The organism is Saccharopolyspora kobensis (assembly GCF_900108315.1).
Classification (GTDB): domain Bacteria; phylum Actinomycetota; class Actinomycetes; order Mycobacteriales; family Pseudonocardiaceae; genus Saccharopolyspora; species Saccharopolyspora kobensis.
Window position 1 is genome coordinate 129,931 of the sequence record NZ_FNVB01000009.1, and the last position, 17,394, is coordinate 147,324.

A 17,394-nucleotide genomic window follows, 5' to 3' on the forward strand; every position below is an offset into this window, starting at 1 on the left:
CGAGCTGATCCTGGGGTGCGACCCTATCAGCGGCGCGGATCGCCGAGTTTCGGCGCTCCCTTGTAAATCTGATCCGTATCCGTCGGTGCGAGTGGAATCGGCGCCAATGTCTCGTTCTGGAAGAGCTTCTTGAACAGGGCCGGATATTCCCCGTAACCGGGGTCCGTCGACTCGTGCCCGTGTCCCTCGTTCTCCTCCTTGAGCTCGAGCCGGTAGTGGCCGGGGTGGTCGTACATGCTTTCGTACTGCTGCGTGGTCATTTCGTGGTTGAGCGCGAAATGCCGCTGCCGCCAGTACTCGTAGTCGTCGAGGTGGCCCATGTGGGACCGACCGGATTCCGGGATGGTGAATTTGTCGTGCGGAGGTGCCGGCGGTTCCTCGCCGTTGACGTACCAGTCCGGCGGAGTCGTCTCCACTCGGCGGCCGTTCTCGATCTCGTAGAACCGAGGTGTCGTTCCGTCGTCCTGCATCATCACCGGAATGGGGCGATCGGACACCGCGCACCGGTAGGAACCGTCCGCGTTCATCGCGGTGTTCTGGTAGACGGCGTACTTCGTGCCTGCCGAGAACGATGGGCGATCGCCCTCGTAGACGTACCGCATCAGGGTGTCGTCGTTCCTGAGATGATCCGGTGTGTCCGGCGTCGGTTCGAGCGTGCCTTCGCGCTCGACCCACGCGCCGTTGCCGTTGTCCGCGTCACCGTCCCAGCGCAGCAGCGGGCCGGACTCGCCGCTGCGCAGGCGGGCCTCGTGCCCGCCGTCGTAGAGGTAGTACTTCTGCGGAAGCGCGTCGCGCCGCCTGTCGATCTCGTCGGGATCGAGCGGCTCGCGGTTCCCCCGCGCCTCGGCGTCGTCGGGTTGGGAGCCCGGGTCCTCGCCGTCCCGGGACGGGTGGAAGCCGTCGTTGCTGGCCGGGGTCTGGGTGCCGTCCGGGTTGTGGGTGTCCCATCCGCCGTTCGGCGGCCAGCCCGGACGGCCGTCGGGGCCCATGTCGGAGGCGAAGACCCGGCCGTTGCCGTCGGTCCAGGCCAGACCGCGGGGTGCGGTCACCGGGACGCCGAGCTCGCGGGAGAGGTCGCGGGCCAGGCCGCTGGTTCCCGCGTCGCAGGAGAGCAGGCGGATCGGCTTGCCGTCCCAGTTCGGGTCGCGGCGGAGCATGTCCGCGAACTCCTGCGCGCTGAACGTGCGGTCGCCGACGCGGACGCGGCCGTCCGGCAGGGCGTGCACGTCGACCGTGTGGTGGACGCCGTCGTCGGGCACCCGCTGCGCGAGGTCGCGCATGTTCGGGTCGGTGTGGAACGACGAACCGCCCGGGGTGGACTCGCGGTTGGCTTCGGCTTCGTCGATCTGCTGCTGGCGTTCCGGAGTACCCGGTTCCGCGTCGCCGTCGCGGTGCGGATCGGTGTCCGGGCGGTTGTCCGGTCCGTCCGAGTCCTTCGGGTGCGACGGGTCCGGGCCGGAGTCCTTCGGGTCGTGGGCGCCCGCATCCGGTTTGGTGTTCTGCGGGTCGGGCGTTCGCTGGCCGTCCGGGCGCTGGTCCGGCGTCGAACCGTCGCGGGTGGGGCCGTCCGGGCGCGGGCCGGTCGCGTCCGGACGCGGTGCGGTCGGGTCCGGTCGCGGAGCCGTGTCGGGGCGTGGTCCTGCCCCGGTGGGGCTGGTCGTCCCGTCCGGGCGCGGTGGAGCGCTCGGGTCGGGGCGTGCCGGGCCGTTGGGCCGCAGGGTGGCGTCCGGCCGTGCCGGGCCGCCGTCCGGGCGCGGTGCTGAACCGTCCGGGCGTGGTCCCGAGCCGTCCGGTCGAGGCGCGGGGTTCGGGCGTGGTCCGGTTCCGTCGGGGCGCGGTGGGCCGTCCGGCCGGGGTGCTGCGCCGTCGGGGCGCTGCCCGAACGGGGGAGCGGTCGGCCCGTTCTGCTGCGGGCGCGGTGGCCCGCCGTCCGGGCCGCGGTGAGGTGGCGCTCCTGGGCCACCCGGAGGCGTGGTGTGCGGTGGTGCCGTCGATCCGCGTGATGCCGCGTCGGCGGGGCGGCCGCCGTCCGGGCGCGATGGGCTCGGACGGCCGGTGTCCGGCCGAGGACCCGGGTCGCCGCCGACCGGGCGGGCCGCCGCGCCGGGAGTGCCTGCGGTCCCGGTCCAGCCACCGCCCGACCCCGGGCGGCCGCCGCCACCAGCTGCCGGTGCGCCGCCTGCGGCGCCTCCCGGGCCACCGGCCATGCCGCCCATGGCGCCACCACCGGCTGCCGCACCTCCGGTGGAGCCCGCTTGATCGGGGCGCGGTGCGTTGGTCGTCGGCGTCGGCCCGGCGGCGGTCGGACCCGCCGCCATCGGGGCGTCCACGTTGGACGACGTCGTGCTGGCCGGGGTGTTGGGGGAGGTGCTGGTGTCGGGCTGCGCTGCGCCGCCAGCACCGCCACCGGGCGGTGCTCCGCCGCTCGCGCCGCCGCCGTGGGGAATTCCGCCACCGGCTCCGCCACCGCCGCCGTGCGGGACGCCGCCACCGGCTCCGCCGCCGCTGTGTGGGATCCCGCCACCGGCTCCGCCGCCACCGCCGTGCGGGACGCCGCCACCAGCACCGCCGCCCTGCGGGCTTGCGCCTCCTGCGCCGCCGCTCGGGTTGTTGCCACTGGAGCCCGGGTTCCCACCGCCGCCGGGGGAATCGCCCGCGGTCGTGTGGGACGTTCCGCCGCTGGGGGACGATCCGGCGGTGTGGTCGGTTTGCGGACCGGGCGTCGGGTTGCCGCTCGACGGGTCGGAGCCGGACGAGTGGCTCACGCTGCTGGTGTCCGGAGTGGAGCTGCGCGGCGTCGCGCTGTCGCCGGAGCCTTGCGTAGAGCCGCTGGAGTCCACACGGGACTGACCGGATTCGCCTGACGAGCGCGGCGAATCCGAGGAACTCGTGGACCCGGTCTCCGAACGCGGTGAATCACCTTGCGAGGAAGCGGAATTCGAGCCGCCTCCGGAGTTTCCGTCGCCGCTGCTGTGCGAGGAGCCGGAACCGTCCGCCGTGGCAGGGGAATCGGTCCCGCCGCTCGGGGAACCGCCTTGCGACGAGCTGGAGCCGCCACCCGGGGAACCGTCGCCGGGAGAGCCTCCGGTGCCGCTGTCGCCGCCACCGTGGCTCGTCGGCGACACCCCGCCGTCGGAGCCAGCGGTGGAATCGCCACCCGTGCCGCTGCTGCCGTCACCGGACCGGCCGGTGGGCCCCCCTTCGGACCCAGAACCGCCGGAGCTCGTGCTGGACGGATCCGTGCTGCTGGAACCGCTGCCGTCGCCACCGGAGCCGTTACCACCGGAAGTCGGCCCGCCAGAGCCGTTCCCGTCGGAGCTCGTGCTGCCGTCGCCGGAGCCGTTGCCACCGGAGCTCGTGCCATCGCCGCCGGGACCGTTGCCGCCGGAGCCCGATCCGCCGTCGCCACCCGGACCGTTCCCGCCCGAGGTCGGCCCACCGCCCGAGCCGTCGCCGCCGATGCCGCCGGTGCTGGTGTCGGGGACGTCGACGTTGCCCGCTCGGCCGAGGGCTTCACCGCCCGCGCCCATCCCGGCGCCGGTCACACCGCCGGACAGCGCGCCCGTGCCGACCTCGCCCCAGTCGACCTTGCCCTCGGTGATCAGCTGCTCCGCGACGCTGCCCACCGCGCCTTCGGCGGCGCCGAGCGCGCCCTCCTTCAGCGCCGTCTTGCCGAGCGCCGCCGCGGCGTTCTCCGCCGCTTCGCCTGCGGCTTCGCCCGCCGCGTCGCCCGCTGCGCGGCCCGCGGTGGTGGCCGCTCCGCCTGCGGCGTCGCCCACGGCTTCGCCGGCCTGCTTGCCGAAGGCCTTGCCCGCGCCCTCGAACACGCCGCCGACGGCTCCGCCGATGGCGCCGGAGATGGCCGCGTCCTTGAACTTGCCGCCGTCGAAGCCGTCGCGCTCACCGGAGGCGATCTGCACGCCCTGCACCGCGAACTCGATCGCGACCGAGGTGGCGATCTCGATGGCCACGTTCTTCAGGATGCTCATGACGAGCTGCCGGAAGATCTGCATCACCACGGTGCGGGTGACCGCCTGCGCGGCGGCGACTCCCGCGGTCGATGCGCCGAAGGTGACCGGCGCGGCCGCGATCATCGCCGCGATCTGGATGGCCAGCGCGATCAGCGAGGCGATGATGGTCAGCTTGGTGTGCTCGACGTCCAGCGCCGCGTCGTCGCAGGCCTTCGCGAGCTTCTCGCAGGCCTCCTTCAGCTTCGGCAGCGCGGCTTCGCCGCCGTCGCCGATGTCCTTCCACAGCTTGGCGAACGCGTCGGAGGTCTGCCCCTCCATCGCGCCCTTGGCCTGCTCGGCGCCGCGGTTCGCGGCGTCGTTGACGCTGCCGATCCCGTCCGCGGCGGTGCGCCACGCGTCGGCCATGCGGCGCATGGCGTCCTCGTCGCCCTCCGGCCAGGACTGGCCGACCACGATCGGCAGCAGCCACTTGACCTCGTCGGGCATCTCGATGCTCATGAAACATCCACTCCCTACGAGGGCATGCCCGAGCCGGAACGGCCGATGTCCGATGCCGATCCGGCATCGCTGGACTCGGTGTCGTCGGCGGTGGCCTTGAGGTTGTCGTCGATGTTGCCCAGGGCTTCGACGACCTTCTGCAGGCTTTCGAAAACGCTGTCGCGGCCCTGGGTGTAGTCCTTGGCGAAGGTCTGCCCGGCCTCGTCGCCGCCCCAGCACTCGCCCTCGCCGTCCAGTGCGGACTTCAGCGCGGTCAGCACCTGGTCGAGGTCGTCACCGGAGTCGCCGATCTTCTTGCCACCGGTGCGGATCTCCTCGGGCTGCATCCGCATCTGGTCGCTCATCGGCGGCCTCCTCGCCGGTTGTCGTCCCAGTTCCAGTCGTCGTCCCAGTCGTCTTCCGGCTTGGTGCGCACCTGCGGCGGTTCGGACCGGTGGCTCGACGCGGCGGCGGTGTCCTCCTCGCGGCGCTGCCTGCGCTCGAGCTCGGGATCGGGCGGCTGGACGAGCGGGCCCCGGTTCAGCAGCCCGGCCAGCGACGGGACGCCGGGGACGTCCGGGACGTCGGAGGTGTCGGCCAGCGGCGCGAACTCGGACTGCAGCCGCCGCTGGGCGGTGCCCGACGCCTCGCGGATCACGCTGGTGATGCTGCGCGCCAGCTTCTCGGGAGTGGTGCGCTCGAACGCCTTCGACGACAGGGCCAGCTCCTGCACGGTGCCGGTCGCGTCCACCCGGACGGTCACCATTCCGTCGTCCGAGGCGACCTCGAAGGTCTGGCGCGCGGCCGCGTCCTGCTTCTCCTGGATCTCAGCGGTGCGGCGGCGCAGGTCGGAGAGCATGTTGTCGATCTGGTCCCGCAGTGCGGCGTTGCGCGCGGCCAGGTCCTGGCGACCTGCCCCGAAGTCGTCACGTCCGGACATGTTCGCCTTCCACCTGTCCTTCGCCGTCGAAACCACGAGCCGCGGGTGCGGGAATCGGGACACCCGTTCGCAGGGTGTTCATAGAAGAATGACGTTCGCGTTATCGGAACGGTGCCGCAGGTGGCGCAAATGACTCTGAACGGCCTAGCGGGAGGCGCGTTCGGGGCAGCGTTTTCGGGCCGTCTGCGCGTTGTGCCGGATTCCGGGCTGGTCAGGACCGGTTCAGCGCGATGTGGGTGGTTTCCGCGGGATAGGGCGAGCGGCCGAGTGCCCGTTCCGCCGAAAGGCGGCCGAGCCGGTGGTCCCGGCACAGCTGGGCGACCGCCGCGAGCTCGGCGCGCTGGGCGCGCACGAACTCCGGGCCGACGGGCTCGCCGTGGCCCGGCACGACGACGGCGGGGTCGAGCGCGAGGATGCCGTCCACCGCGGTGGGCCAGGCCTCGGGACGGGCATCGCCGAAGTCGGGCGGAGCGCCCTGTTCGACGAGGTCGCCCGCGAACACCACGCCGGCGTCGGGCACCGCGATGACCAGGTCGTGATCGGTGTGGCCGGGGCCGGGGTGGATCAGCTGGACCGTGCGACCGCCCAGGTCGAGGTCGGCGCGGTCCGACACCAGTCGGTCCGGCCGTTCCGGGGCCGACCCGGCGAGCGCGTCGGCGATGTCGTCGCGACCCTCGCGGCGGTAGTGCGCGACCCACTCGGCGCGCTGCTGACCGGCTGTCGAGTCCAGGAACCCGGGGCAGCGCTCGTGCGCCCAGACCGGTGCGGGCAGGAAGGCGCTGGTGCCGAAGCAGTGGTCGAAGTGGCCGTGCGTGATCGCCACCTGCCAGGGCAGCGCGGTGATGCGCCGCACCGCGGCGGCCAGCTCGGCACCCTGCGCGTGATCGCCACGGGTGTCGATGACCAGCGCGAACTCGCCACCGAGCACCAATCCGACGGACAGGTCGAGCTCGGCGTAGCGCCGCACGAACACATCCTGCGCGACCTCGCGCAGTTCCGCCTCGCCGCTGTTCACAGGCCCGCCTCCCCGCTCGGCTCTTCTTGCAGGCTGCTCACGCCGCGCTCAGGAAGCCGCCGCGCAGCACCGGCGCGGTCCGGCTGGCGTTGACGGCTGCGGCCAGCTCCACGTCGTGCGGGAATCCCATCTCGACGAGTTCGCGGCCGGAGTCGCAGTCGGCGAGCAGGCGCGCGATGTCGTTCCGCGCGGCGAGGAAAGCGGTGGCTGCGAGTTCGGCTTCGGGGGAGCGGCGTCCGGGCAGCGCGGCGGCGATCGCGCCCGCGCCGAGCAGGTCCTCGATGGCGGGCCGCAGCTCCCCGTCCCGGCGCTCGCCGCCGGCGACCACGCCGATCGGCCCGCCGACGCGCGCTGCGGCCGCGGCCACGGCGTCGGCATTGCGCAGGCAACCGGCGAAAACGGTCGCGTTCCCGGCGGAGGCGCACAGCGTCGCGCCGTTCGGCGACGGCAGACCCAGCCGGACGTCCGGCGTGAGCGTCTGCAGCGAGGACGGGCTCAGCGACCAGCGGTCGTGGCTGCGCGGCCAAGCCAGCACGGTGCCCTCCGGGGGCACGTCGTACCGCGAACGCATGGGCAGCACCTGCGCCCCGCGGCTCGTCGCGATGTCGACGGCGGTGCAGAACGAGAGCACGTCGACGATCACCAGGACCGGGAGGTCCGACATGGCGCGCAACCCCGGCAAGCCCCAGTCCACGTGCACGTCGACGCTGGTCATGCCGGGAAGGTTAACCAGTGTCACAACCCCGGCCCCGCCCGGCCGCACGTCCGGGAACCGTGGCGCGGCGCAGCCGCGGGAAATCCCGAAAGCGGCAGGTAGCGCCCGAAGCGCGACCACCACTTTGAATCGCGGGGAGGTGGCTCTGTCACACTGCCGGTGTGCGCGTCTACATCGGCTCCGACCACGCCGGATACGAACTCAAGAACCACCTCGTCAAGTGGCTGACCGACAAGGGTCACGAAGTGACCGACATCGGCCCCGCGGAATACGACGCCCAGGACGACTACCCGCCGTTCTGCGTCGAGACCGCTCGCCGCGTCGTCGCCGACGAGGGCAGCCTCGGACTGGTCCTCGGTGGCTCGGGCAACGGCGAGCAGATCGCCGCGAACAAGGTCCCCGGCGCGCGCGCCGCGCTGACCTGGAGCGTCGAGACCGCGAAGCTGGCCCGTCAGCACAACAACGCGCTGCTGGCCGGTGTCGGTGCGCGGATGCACACCGTCGAGGAGGCCGAGGCGATCGTCGAGGCCTTCCTGACCACGGAGTTCGAGGGCGGCCGCCACCAGCGGCGCATCGACCTGCTCACCGACTACGAGAAGACCGGCCAGCCCCCGGCGCTGCCCGGGAACTGACCGATGGCACCAGCACGCCCCGCAGTGCTGACACCGCTCGTGGCGGTGGCGGCGACGGTGGTCGGCGTGCTGGTGCTCTTCTTCGGGCAGAGCGCGCTCTCGCTGACCCTGGTGGAGGCGCTCTGCCCAGCGCCGGACTGCGCGCTCGGCATCGGCCTGTGGCTGATGGCCGGAGCGGTCCTGGCGCCGCTCATCTCCCTGATCGCCGGACTCCTGCTCCGGCGCAGCGATCGGCCGGTCGGTCGCGGCCTGCACATCGCGCTGTGGTGCGTGGCGGCCTACCTCGCCGAGTCGGTCGTGCTGTGGATCATCGTCTGACCGGGAACAAGCGCTGACATGCCCGAAGGCCACACCCTGCACCGGCTCGCCGGGGTGCACGACGAGCTGTTCGCAGGCACGCGAGTCCGGGTGGGCAGCCCGCAGGGGCGCTTCGCCTCGAGCGCTTCGCTGCTCGACGGCTCGGTGCTGGAACGCGCGGAAGCGCACGGAAAGCACCTGTTCCACCACTACGGCCCGGACCGGATCGTCCACGTCCACCTCGGGCTCTACGGCACGTTCAGCGAATCCGAGCTCCCGGTGCTGGAGCCGCGCGGCCAGGTGCGGATGCGGATCGTCGGCGAGACGCACTGGACGGATCTCCGCGGCCCGACGGCCTGCGAACTGCTGACCGGCGACGAGGTGGTGGCCTTGCGGGCCCGGCTGGGCCCGGACCCGCTGCGCGCCGACGCCGACCCGGAACGCGCCTGGACGCGGATCTCCCGCTCCCGCACGAGCATCGCGGCGCTGCTGCTGGACCAGAAGGTGCTGGCCGGGGTCGGCAACGTCTACCGCGCGGAAGTGCTGTTCCGGCACGGCATCCCGCCCTACACGCCCGGGCGTGCGCTCACCCGCGAGCAGTGGGAACTGATCTGGGCCGACCTGGTCGAGCTGATGACCGACGGGGTCCGGGTGGGCCGCATCGACACGGTTCGACCGGAGCACATGCCCGAGGCCACCGGCCGCGCGCCGCGCCAGGACCGGCACGGCGGCGAGGTCTACGTCTACCGCCGGGCGGCCATGCCGTGCCTGATCTGCGGCACACCGGTCGCCACCGCGGACCTCTCCGGCCGCAAGCTCTACTGGTGCCCCACCTGCCAACCCGAGTGACCCGACACACCACCGGCGCGTCGCATCCCAACACACCACCATCTCGCCCGTCCGGGGCAGACGTCCGCAATTTCAATTGAAATCAGCCCTGTGATTTCAATTGAAATTGCATCGGACCGGGAGCGGTGGGTGGCCGACGAGGGAGTTCGTCGGGTTGTCAGAAGTCGAAGTCGCCGAAGCCGCCCATGTCGCCGAAGTCCCCGAAGTCGCCGCCGGTGTCCGCGTCACCTCCGGTGTCCGCGTCACCTCCGGTGTCCGCGTCACCTCCGGTGTCCGCGTCACCTCCGGTGTTCGCGTCGCCGAAGTCGGCGCCGCCCGGGTCGTCTGCGCCGCCCGGGTCGTCTGCGGCCATGCCGTCCTGGTAGCCCTCCGCGTAGGCCGCTTCCGACGGGACTCCCGCCATTCCGCTGAACAGGGCGCTCATCAGCACGAACGAGCCCACGCCCCAGGCTCCTGCGACCAGAGCGGGCTTCCACCACGGCTCGCTGTACCAGCCCTGCGGCACCGGACGACCGGCCACCGTGCCGCCGGGGTAGAAGTGCGGCGTCTGCTCGCTCGGATTCGGCGAGGCCACCTGCTGGCGCCCCTCCACCTCGACCTCGCGGACCTCGGTGACCTTGCCCGCGCCGCGCTGGCCGGACAGGTCGGGCAGCTCGGGACCCGGGTCCATGTCCATGGCGACCCTCGCCGCCCGCACGTAGTAGAGGCCCTCCAGCGCGGATTCGCTGGTCAGCCGGGCCTGCTGCTCGGTGGTGGCCTGCTCCAGCTGGGAGACGGCGGCGCCGTGCCGCTCCGAGGCATCGGCCAGCGCCTGCTTGGCGGCCTCGTTGGTTCCGATCAGGTTGAGCACCTGCCCGCCCAGCCGCTCCACCCAGCGGCGCGCTTCGGCCTTCGCGTCCGCCAGCTGCTTCTGCTGGTGCTCCATCGCCTTCTTGCGGGACCACCAGATCGCGGCGGCGATCACCACGAGTGCGACCACGATGATCAGGACGGCGGTGTTCACCGGAGGACCTCCCCGAAACCGGACTAATCGGTCCACATCGACAGTACCTCGGCTGTCGCTCGAACGGGTGATCAGAAGCCTTCCTGGCAATGCGGTGCGCAATCGGTCGCGAACGCCCGGGGCGTCGCGACCAGCGCCCCCGGCTCGTGCTCGACGACCCTCCCGGAGCGCGCCAGCGCGGCCAGCGCGCTGCCGCCCAGGTACGCGGCCGCGAGGTCGGTGATGTCCAGCGAGAGCTGCCCGGCGTCCTCCGTCCGGATCGCGGTGGCCGAGCCGGCGGCGTCGGTGCGCAGCCGCCAGCGGCCTTCGTTCCACGGGCAGAAGCGGTCGGTGACGTCGAGGACCACGTCGACCGGAGCCGCGATCGGCGTGCCGTTCTCGTGCAACGCCTCCAGCTGGGCGCGCATCAGCGCGGTCAGCACGCCGCGCCGCCGGTTGCCCGGTGCGACGCCCACCGCACCGACCGGGCAGCGCTGGTCCCGGCACGGTGATCTCCTGCTCCAGCCGCGCGGCCCCGCCGATCACCTCGTCGCCGTCGAACACACCGTGCGCGTGTTCCATGCGGAACGCGGGGCCGTAAGCCTCGTGTGCGGACTTCAGCGAGTCGTTTAGGAACGCGGCGGAGAAGACGTCGAAGAACGCCTCGGCTTCACCGGCCCGGAGGCTGCGCGTGAAGAGCTCACCCATGCCGCCTTGATGCCGATCCAGTCGAGGCCGGACGACCGGGGTGAACGCCAATCTCCTACGGGATCGACGCGGGGCGCGTCGTCAGGAGCCGAGGGGGACTTCGGCGACCTTCTCCCACTCCGAGCAGGAGTGGTCGCGGTTGAGCTTCACCAGCGACAGCGTCGGGAGCTTGGCCGTGGTCGGCTCCACCTGGGTTCCGCTGAGCGTGGCGACCGCGAAGATCGCCGGGCCGTCGGTGGTGGAGTGGGCCAGGCTGACGTGCTTGTCGACGTCCTCGGGCTCCGGCGGCACGGCCGCTTCGCCGAGCACGTCCGCGAGCGCCTCGCGCACCGCGGTCCGGAGCTCGATGATCGTCGACTGCGGCTCGGCGGGCAGCGACAGCGACTCCGGCTGCACCACGGCGTGGTGGAAGGCCAGGGTGAGCGGCAGCACCGCTTCGAGCCGCTTGCGGGTGGCCGCGACGAGCGGTTCGATCCGCGCCTCGTCGATCTCGTCGGTGAACCCGACCTCCTGGACCAGGATGTGCATCCACTCCAGCGGGACCAGGTCGAAGCCGGGCAGATCGCGCAGCGCGTACTGGTAGTCGTTGACCAGCTTGCGCAGCCCGGGCTGGTCGGAGAGCGGCAGCAACCAGGCGTAGCCGGTGCGCCCGGCGCGCCAGCCCGGGCGCCAGCGGGCGTGGTTGCGGACCTGGTCGACGTGCGGCATATCGGTCACCCCTCACATACTGCCCGGAGCTTTCCGGTGGCGGGGTGCGCTTGACCTATCTCACGGTCTCGGCCGGTTCGCGGTCGCCCCGGCGCCGGGTCGGGCGGTCGAGGCTGGCCGCGGCGTCGGCGTCGCGCACTCGCAGCGCCAGCAGGATACCCAGCACCGCGAACGCCGCCGAGACCAGGAACGCTCCGTGGTATGCGCCGAGCTGGACCTCGGCCAACGGGGTTCCGGGGTCCATTGAGGACTGTCCGCGTTCGGTGAGCACGACCAGCACGGTGGCGACGATGGCGGTGCCGAGCGCGGTGGCGACCTGCCTGCTGACGTTGAACAGCGAGCTGGCCTGCCCCATCTTCGGGCCGGAGACGCCCGCGAAGGTGGCGGTCTGCAGCGGGGTCATCAGCAGGCCCATGGCCACGCCCTGCACCACGAGCAGCGCGACCAGGTAGCCCAGCGAGGTGGCCAGCCCCTGCAGCTGCAGCCCGGCGCAGATCGCCACCTGGACCGCGAACCCGGCCAGGATCAGCCGCTTCGGGCCGATCCGGCCGTAGACCCGGCTGACCACCTGGGTCGTCAGCAGCATGGCCACCGCCTGCGGCATGAGCACCAGCCCGGCCCCCATCGGCGACACCCCGCGCAGGTTCTGCAGGTAGAGCGGCAGCAGGAAGAGGATGCCGAACATCGATCCGGTCTGGCACAGCAGCAGCAGGTTGCCGGTGCCGAACATCCGGTCGGCCAGCAGCCGCAGGTCCAGAATCGGGTGGCGGACGGTCAGCTCCCGCCAGATCAGCCCGGCGATGAGCAGCCCGGCGACGAGCAGGCTCACCCACACCTGCGGGGTGGTCCAGCCGAGCTGGGCACCTTGTTCGAGGCCGTAGAGCAGCGAGGCCAGGCCGATCCCGGCAAGCAGGAAGCCGGGCAGGTCGAAGCGCCCCGGACCGGTGCGCTCCTCCTCGCGCAGGAACAGCACGGCGCACAGCAGCGCGAGCGCCCCGACGGGCACGTTGATGAAGAAGATCCAGCGCCAGTCGGCGTACTCCACGAGCACGCCGCCGAGGACCGGGCCGAGCATCGGCGCGACGGTGATCGGGATGGACAGCACCGCTCCGGCCTTCGCCCGCTCGTTGGCGGGGAACGCCCGGAACAGCATGGCCTGCCCGACGGGCACCAGCATGCCGCCGCCGACGCCCTGCAGGACGCGCGCGGCGATGAGCATCCACAGCTCGCTGGACACGCCGCAGAGCACCGAGGCCAGGGTGAAGATGATCACGGCGGCCTGGAAGGTCCGCTTGCTGCCGAACCGGTCGGCGATCCAGCCGGAGGACGGGATGAACACGGCGAGGCTGATCATGTACCCGGTCAGCACCCACTGCAGCGCCCCCGGCCCGACCTGGAACTCCCGCCCGAGCGTGGCGAGCGCCACGTTCAGGATGGTGACGTCGAGGATCTGCATGATCAGCGCCAGCACGAACGTGATCCCGACGAGCCACTTGTACTCGAGCCGCCGCACGAAACCCCCAAGAAGACCGAAAGAAGAACAACCCGCCCGCCCAGAAAGACGAACCACCCCCAGAGTGACGCAAGCCCCTGACAAAACCCAACCGATTTCACACCCACCACCGACCCCAGGAGATCAACAACACCCCGGAGCGCAGGCACGAGATCGAAACCTCGCCCGCAGCATGGGAGGCGAAGCGGCGTCCGAACGGAACATCACCCCCGAGCTGCAGCCGGTGGCCCGGAGTGACCAGGCGAGGCCCGTCGCGACTGGGTGTAGGCGTGATACGAGGTGGGCCCGGCGAGAGGGGTACGGCCGGGTTCGGCACCGCGAAGGTTCAAAGCGGTGCGTGGTCACCCTGAGTGGCGCAGCGATTTCAATTGAAATTGGATCCGTGACGTTCTCGGCGGAACCTGCGGTTAGGGGCATCCAATTTCAACCGAAATCGCGGAGTTCCGGCACCGCACGCCGAGGCGATGGTGCGGTGATGGACACCCCGAACAACGGGCTGGTGAGAACCCAGGCCGGGAACCCCGCCAAGCCGCGGAGCCGCCGAGAAAGCAACCCCCGCACCGTGGGGGCCTGGGGGCTCGGCCCCCAGATGCAATGGCGGAAGAGGAAAGGTCGGCGCTTTCCGCCGACACACCTCTCCCACCTCTGGAGCGGGCGACGGGAATCGAACCCGCGTAGCCAGTTTGGAAGACTGGGGCTCTACCATTGAGCTACGCCCGCGTGCCGGTTTCGCCGTTCCTGCTGGGGTTCGGGCGACCTTGCGTGCCACAGCTTAGCGGGTCGCGATAGGCTCTTCGCAACGCACCCGGGGTTCTCGGGTGCGTCGCACGTCGGACGGGGTGTGGCGCAGTTTGGTAGCGCACTCGCTTTGGGTGCGAGGGGTCGTGGGTTCAAATCCCGCCACCCCGACGTCCGCGGCCGGTCGCCCGCTTCTCGCGGGCGGCCGGTTTTTCGTCTCCCGGTCGGTGATCTGGCTCGCAGCCGGGCGTGACGGTTGGTAACGGTCGGGCGCGAGGTGCCGATTTCCCGTTCGTGCGCGATGGGATTCCGGAGTTGCGCGCTCACCTTCCCGCAGCGGTGGTGTGCGCGGTGCTGGGCGCCGCGTTGGTGCTGCTGGTCGTGGTGTCGTTCGTCGTTCCCGGGCCGGTCGGGGTGGCCGAGCTGGCCCCGGCCGACGGGGTCGTGACGGCGGTCACTCCGACGAAGCTGGGCGCGGCGGTCGGTTCGGTGTTGAACGGTCAGTGATGGCCACCGCGGTGGTCGCGGTGGGGCGGACCGCTGCCTTGCCGCAGCTGTTGGGCCGGGGAGGGTCGAGTTCGCGGGTTCGCACGGTCACCTGCCAGCGGCGGCCGTCCTGGTGGGCGACGTCGACCAGCTCGGCGGTGCCGCCGGTGACGCGCAGCGCGTCGGCCCGGTGTTCGCCGAGGTGCTCGCGCACGGCCAGTTCGGCGGCTTGACCTGCGTGGTTCCACGTCGACCGGCCGCGGCAGAGCTCGAGCGCGACTTCGCCGGCCGCGGCCGCGGACAGGATCTTCCCGACGGCTTCGGCGGTCAGGCGCCCGTAGGTGTACCCGCTGGGCAGCAGGACCGCGGCGGGGGCGAAGCGGTGTCCGCCGGTGTGCGAGGTCTCCCAGATGGCGTCCTCGCCCGCGAGGTCGTTGATCAGCTCGCGTCCGAGCACGGCGCAGCACCGGTCGCGGCGGCCGTTGGTGCACACCAGCAGGACCGGTCCGGCCACCGGCCGCCCCCAGCCGTCGTGGTGCCCGGCGGCGATGCGCTCGAAGTCGAGGTCGAGCAGCTCGGCCGGGTCGGTGGTGGTCAGCTCGCGCAGCCAGCCGGAGCCGGGCGCGGTGTTGGCGAGCAGCACCCGGCGCGCGGTCGCCTCCGGGGTGTCCGCGTGGCGTCCCGGGTGCCGGATGAGCTGCACCCGCACGCCGTGCTCGCTCGCCTTCGCGTCCAGCGCCCGGCCCAGTTCGGGGTCGAGGTGGCTCTGGACCAGCGCGTTGCGCCCCCACGGGCCGCGCTGCTCCAGGCAGAGCCAGCCGCGGGCGACCGCGGCGGTGCCGGTGAGCGGCTCGGCGTGCGCGGTGGACAGCGCGGCGCAAGTGGCGGGATCGGCGGTGGTGTGCTGCACGATCCCACCCAAGCACGCGGCCGCTGACCGCCGCGAAACGAGTTGGCCGGACGGTCGCCGGTGCGGCTTCCCGCAACCCCGGCCCGTGGTCGCCGGTGGGAAGCAATAGACTCGGTGGTCAGCCCGGCATTGGGGGTGGTGTTGCGCCGCGCCCGCTGGCAGCGCCGGGAATCAAAGCACGTTCGCACTAGGAGACCACGTGAAGAGCACCGTCGAGCACCTGAGCCCGACGCGCGTCCGGATCAACGTCGAGGTGCCGTTCGACGAGCTCAAGCCGAACTTCGACCGCGCGTACAAGGCACTGGCCCAGCAGGTTCGCATCCCCGGCTTCCGGCCGGGCAAGGTTCCGGCGCGGGTGCTGGAGAGCCGCATCGGTCGGGGCCCCGTGCTCGACGAGGTCGTCAACGAGGCGGTCCCGGCCAAGTACCTGGAAGCGGTCAACAGCAGCGAGGTGCGCACCCTCGGTCGCCCGGACATCGAGGTGACCAAGATCGAGGACGGCGCCGAGATCGCGTTCACCGCCGAGGTCGACGTCCGCCCGGAGATCACCGTGCCCGCCTTCGGCGAGCTGTCGGTGAGCGTGGACGACGTCGAGGTCACCGAGGACGAGGTGACCGAGCAGCTGGACTCGCTGCGCGCCCGCTTCGGCACTCTCGCCGGGGTGGACCGGCCCGCGCAGGACGGCGACTTCGTCAGCATCGACCTGTCGGCCACCGTCGACGGCGAAGAGGTCGAGGACGCCCAGACCAGCGGTCTGTCCTACGAGATCGGCTCCGGCCAGCTGATCGAGGGCATCGACGAGGCGCTGATCGGCGCGAGCGAGGGCGACACCAAGACCTTCACCACCAACCTGGTGGCCGGTGAGCACGCCGGCAAGGACGCCGAGGTGACGGTCAAGCTGAACTCCGTCAAGGAGCGCCAGCTGCCCGAGGCCGACGACGAGTTCGCGCAGCTGGCCAGCGAGTTCGACACCGTCGACGAGCTGATCGCCGACCTGCGGGAGCGGCTGGGCCGGGTCAAGAAGATGCAGCAGGGCATGCAGGCCCGGGACAAGGTCCTGGACGCGCTGCTGGAGACCGTCGAGGTGCCGCTGCCGGAGAAGGTCGTCGAGTCCGAGGTCGAGGTGCGCCAGCACGACGCGGTGCACCCGTTCGACCACGACGAGAAGCGCTTCGAAGAGTGGCTTGAGCAGCAGGAGAAGACCCGCGAGCAGTTCGACGCGGAGACCCGCGAGGAGGCGGAGAAGGCGGTCCGGACCCAGCTGGTCCTGGACACCATCGCCGACGCCGAGGACGTCTCGGTCTCCGACGACGAGCTCACCCAGCGGATCATCTACCAGGCGCAGCGGTTCGGCGTGAGCCCGGACCAGTTCGTCCAGCAGGCCCAGCAGTCGGGCCAGCTCGGTGCGCTCTACGCCGACGTCCGCCGCAGCAAGGCGCTGTTCTCGGTGGTCCGCCAGGCGACGGTCACCGACGCCGCGGGCAACGAGCTGGACCTGGACGAGCTGTTCGGCCCGCAGCAGGGCGAGGAGGAGGCCGAGACCGCGAAGTCGGAGTGATCCGGCTCGCGCGCTCGACAACTCGATAAACATGCTCTAAGCGAAAGTGGGCGGTACTGGGAAGCTGGTGCCGCCCACTTTCGTTAGGGTCGGTTGTAGCGGATCACCCGAGAGGGAAGCAGGGCCCTCGAAGTCGCCCGCGGACCCGCTCGGTCCACTTTGGAAGCGGATCGGGAGCGGCGCGAGTGACCTGAGTGGCCCACGTGAAAGAGCCCAATGTGGGAGAAGGCAGGGAGACGTGACGCAGCACCTGACTCCGGCGTCCGACGCGCAGGCGCCGTCCATGCGGACGGGTACCAACGGACTCTCGCTCAACGACTCGGTTTACGAGCGGCTGCTGCGGGAGCGCATCATCGTCCTCGGCTCCCAGGTCGAGGACTCGATCTCGAACCAGATCTGCTCGCAGCTGCTGCTGCTGGCGGCTGAGGACCCGGACCGCGACATCTCGCTCTACATCAACTCGCCGGGCGGCTCGGTGACGGCGGGCATGGCCATCTACGACACCATGCAGCTGATCAAGCCGGACGTGGCCACCGTGGCGATGGGCATGGCCGCCTCGATGGGGCAGTTCCTGCTGTCCGCGGGCGCCAAGGGCAAGCGGTTCGCGCTGCCGCACGCGCGGATCATGATGCACCAGCCGTCGGCCGGCCTCGGCGGCACGGCCTCGGACATCGAGATCCAGGCCAAGATGTTCTCCAGGCACAAGAAGGAGATGGCCGAGCTGATCGCGGAGCAGACCGGTCAGACGGTGGAGCGGATCACCCAGGACTCCGACCGCGACCGGTGGTTCACCGCGGAGGAGGCCCGCGAGTACGGGTTCGTCGACCACGTGGCCAGCGCCGCGAACCTGCCGCGCAGCTGATCATCCCCGCCCGGACCTAGCAACTGAGGAGTC

At 71.6% G+C, this 17,394-nt stretch carries 16 protein-coding genes and 2 tRNA genes; 7 read left to right on the plus strand and 11 right to left on the minus strand.

The genetic code is table 11. The features are described 5' to 3' along the window. Positions 1–26: 26 nt before the first annotated feature. The 5 genes from C4T78_RS27765 to C4T78_RS27785 form a co-directional block, all read right to left on the minus strand. Positions 27–4,469 carry a WXG100-like domain-containing protein gene (locus tag C4T78_RS27765; protein WP_093351475.1) on the minus strand — a complete coding sequence of 1,481 codons (4,443 nt, stop codon included), beginning with the start codon at positions 4,467–4,469 and terminating at the stop codon, positions 27–29. A gap of 14 nt (positions 4,470–4,483) precedes the next feature. Next, a complete protein-coding gene (locus tag C4T78_RS27770; RefSeq protein WP_235863476.1) occupies positions 4,484–4,813 on the minus strand; it encodes a WXG100 family type VII secretion target in 330 nt (109 codons plus the stop codon). Then, complete coding sequence (locus tag C4T78_RS27775) at positions 4,810–5,388, minus strand: YbaB/EbfC family nucleoid-associated protein (protein WP_093351477.1); 579 nt, start codon at positions 5,386–5,388, stop codon at positions 4,810–4,812. The genes C4T78_RS27770 and C4T78_RS27775 overlap by 4 nt, the downstream gene beginning before the upstream one ends. A gap of 211 nt (positions 5,389–5,599) precedes the next feature. Beyond that, positions 5,600–6,403 (minus strand): MBL fold metallo-hydrolase, encoded by an 804-nt coding sequence (locus C4T78_RS27780; protein WP_235863477.1) that lies wholly within the window; start codon positions 6,401–6,403, stop codon positions 5,600–5,602. A 37-nt stretch (positions 6,404–6,440) separates the two neighbouring features. Beyond that, the gene (locus C4T78_RS27785) at positions 6,441–7,118 is read right to left on the minus strand and encodes a 2-phosphosulfolactate phosphatase (protein ID WP_093351480.1); all 678 of its coding nucleotides are present in this window, start codon (positions 7,116–7,118) and stop codon (positions 6,441–6,443) included. Between the two features lie 161 nt (positions 7,119–7,279). On the opposite strand from C4T78_RS27785, the gene C4T78_RS27790 reads away from it, so the two are divergent. Genes C4T78_RS27790 through C4T78_RS27800 form a run of 3 tightly spaced genes read left to right on the plus strand, consistent with a single transcriptional unit; the run spans position 7,280 to position 8,896 of the window. Further along, a complete protein-coding gene (locus C4T78_RS27790) occupies positions 7,280–7,750 on the plus strand; it encodes a ribose-5-phosphate isomerase (RefSeq protein WP_093351482.1) in 471 nt (156 codons plus the stop codon). Positions 7,751–7,753: 3 nt separating this feature from the next. Then, positions 7,754–8,068, plus strand: coding sequence for a hypothetical protein (locus C4T78_RS27795; RefSeq protein ID WP_093351484.1), 315 nt, complete (start codon positions 7,754–7,756; stop codon positions 8,066–8,068). Positions 8,069–8,086: 18 nt separating this feature from the next. Next, complete coding sequence (locus tag C4T78_RS27800) at positions 8,087–8,896, plus strand: Fpg/Nei family DNA glycosylase (protein WP_093351486.1); 810 nt, start codon at positions 8,087–8,089, stop codon at positions 8,894–8,896. A 157-nt stretch (positions 8,897–9,053) separates the two neighbouring features. On the opposite strand, the gene C4T78_RS27805 is transcribed toward C4T78_RS27800, so the two are convergent. From C4T78_RS27805 to C4T78_RS27825, 5 genes are all read right to left on the minus strand, one after another. After that, positions 9,054–9,899, minus strand: coding sequence for a hypothetical protein (locus tag C4T78_RS27805; protein WP_093351488.1), 846 nt, complete (start codon positions 9,897–9,899; stop codon positions 9,054–9,056). A gap of 71 nt (positions 9,900–9,970) precedes the next feature. After that, positions 9,971–10,354, minus strand: coding sequence for a GNAT family N-acetyltransferase (locus C4T78_RS37160; RefSeq protein ID WP_093351490.1), 384 nt, complete (start codon positions 10,352–10,354; stop codon positions 9,971–9,973). A 313-nt stretch (positions 10,355–10,667) separates the two neighbouring features. Then, positions 10,668–11,294 carry a 2'-5' RNA ligase family protein gene (locus tag C4T78_RS27815; protein ID WP_093351491.1) on the minus strand — a complete coding sequence of 209 codons (627 nt, stop codon included), beginning with the start codon at positions 11,292–11,294 and terminating at the stop codon, positions 10,668–10,670. A 55-nt stretch (positions 11,295–11,349) separates the two neighbouring features. Beyond that, the gene (locus C4T78_RS27820) at positions 11,350–12,807 is read right to left on the minus strand and encodes an MDR family MFS transporter (RefSeq protein WP_093351494.1); all 1,458 of its coding nucleotides are present in this window, start codon (positions 12,805–12,807) and stop codon (positions 11,350–11,352) included. A gap of 646 nt (positions 12,808–13,453) precedes the next feature. Continuing rightward, a tRNA-Gly gene (locus C4T78_RS27825) sits at positions 13,454–13,527 on the minus strand. A gap of 115 nt (positions 13,528–13,642) precedes the next feature. Between C4T78_RS27825 and C4T78_RS27830 the strand changes: the two genes are divergently transcribed. Then, positions 13,643–13,716 (plus strand) — tRNA-Pro (locus C4T78_RS27830). A 144-nt stretch (positions 13,717–13,860) separates the two neighbouring features. After that, positions 13,861–14,052: a hypothetical protein gene (locus C4T78_RS36185; protein ID WP_143185823.1), complete on the plus strand. Its 192-nt coding sequence runs from the start codon at positions 13,861–13,863 to the stop codon at positions 14,050–14,052. On the opposite strand, the gene C4T78_RS27835 is transcribed toward C4T78_RS36185, so the two are convergent. Next, positions 14,000–14,941 (minus strand): ferredoxin family protein, encoded by a 942-nt coding sequence (locus C4T78_RS27835; RefSeq protein WP_093351496.1) that lies wholly within the window; start codon positions 14,939–14,941, stop codon positions 14,000–14,002. The two genes, C4T78_RS36185 and C4T78_RS27835, sit on opposite strands and share 53 nt — an antisense overlap. Before the next feature lie 199 nt (positions 14,942–15,140). On the opposite strand from C4T78_RS27835, the gene tig reads away from it, so the two are divergent. Both tig and C4T78_RS27845 read left to right on the plus strand, forming a co-directional pair. Next, complete coding sequence (gene tig / locus C4T78_RS27840) at positions 15,141–16,499, plus strand: trigger factor (RefSeq protein WP_093351499.1); 1,359 nt, start codon at positions 15,141–15,143, stop codon at positions 16,497–16,499. A gap of 238 nt (positions 16,500–16,737) precedes the next feature. Further along, the gene (locus C4T78_RS27845) at positions 16,738–17,361 is read left to right on the plus strand and encodes an ATP-dependent Clp protease proteolytic subunit (protein ID WP_218161572.1); all 624 of its coding nucleotides are present in this window, start codon (positions 16,738–16,740) and stop codon (positions 17,359–17,361) included. Positions 17,362–17,394: the final 33 nt, after the last annotated feature.

What these genes read in the sequence shown, in the direction of transcription:
- C4T78_RS27765 (WP_093351475.1), bottom strand. Translation starts at nt 4,469, where the DNA reads ATGAGCATCGAGATGCCCGACGAGGTCAAGTGGCTGCTGCCGATCGTG.
- C4T78_RS27770 (WP_235863476.1), bottom strand. Translation starts at nt 4,813, where the DNA reads ATGAGCGACCAGATGCGGATGCAGCCCGAGGAGATCCGCACCGGTGGC.
- C4T78_RS27775 (WP_093351477.1), bottom strand. Translation starts at nt 5,388, where the DNA reads ATGTCCGGACGTGACGACTTCGGGGCAGGTCGCCAGGACCTGGCCGCG.
- C4T78_RS27785 (WP_093351480.1), bottom strand. Translation starts at nt 7,118, where the DNA reads ATGACCAGCGTCGACGTGCACGTGGACTGGGGCTTGCCGGGGTTGCGC.
- C4T78_RS27795 (WP_093351484.1), top strand. Translation starts at nt 7,754, where the DNA reads ATGGCACCAGCACGCCCCGCAGTGCTGACACCGCTCGTGGCGGTGGCG.
- C4T78_RS27800 (WP_093351486.1), top strand. Translation starts at nt 8,087, where the DNA reads ATGCCCGAAGGCCACACCCTGCACCGGCTCGCCGGGGTGCACGACGAG.
- C4T78_RS27815 (WP_093351491.1), bottom strand. Translation starts at nt 11,294, where the DNA reads ATGCCGCACGTCGACCAGGTCCGCAACCACGCCCGCTGGCGCCCGGGC.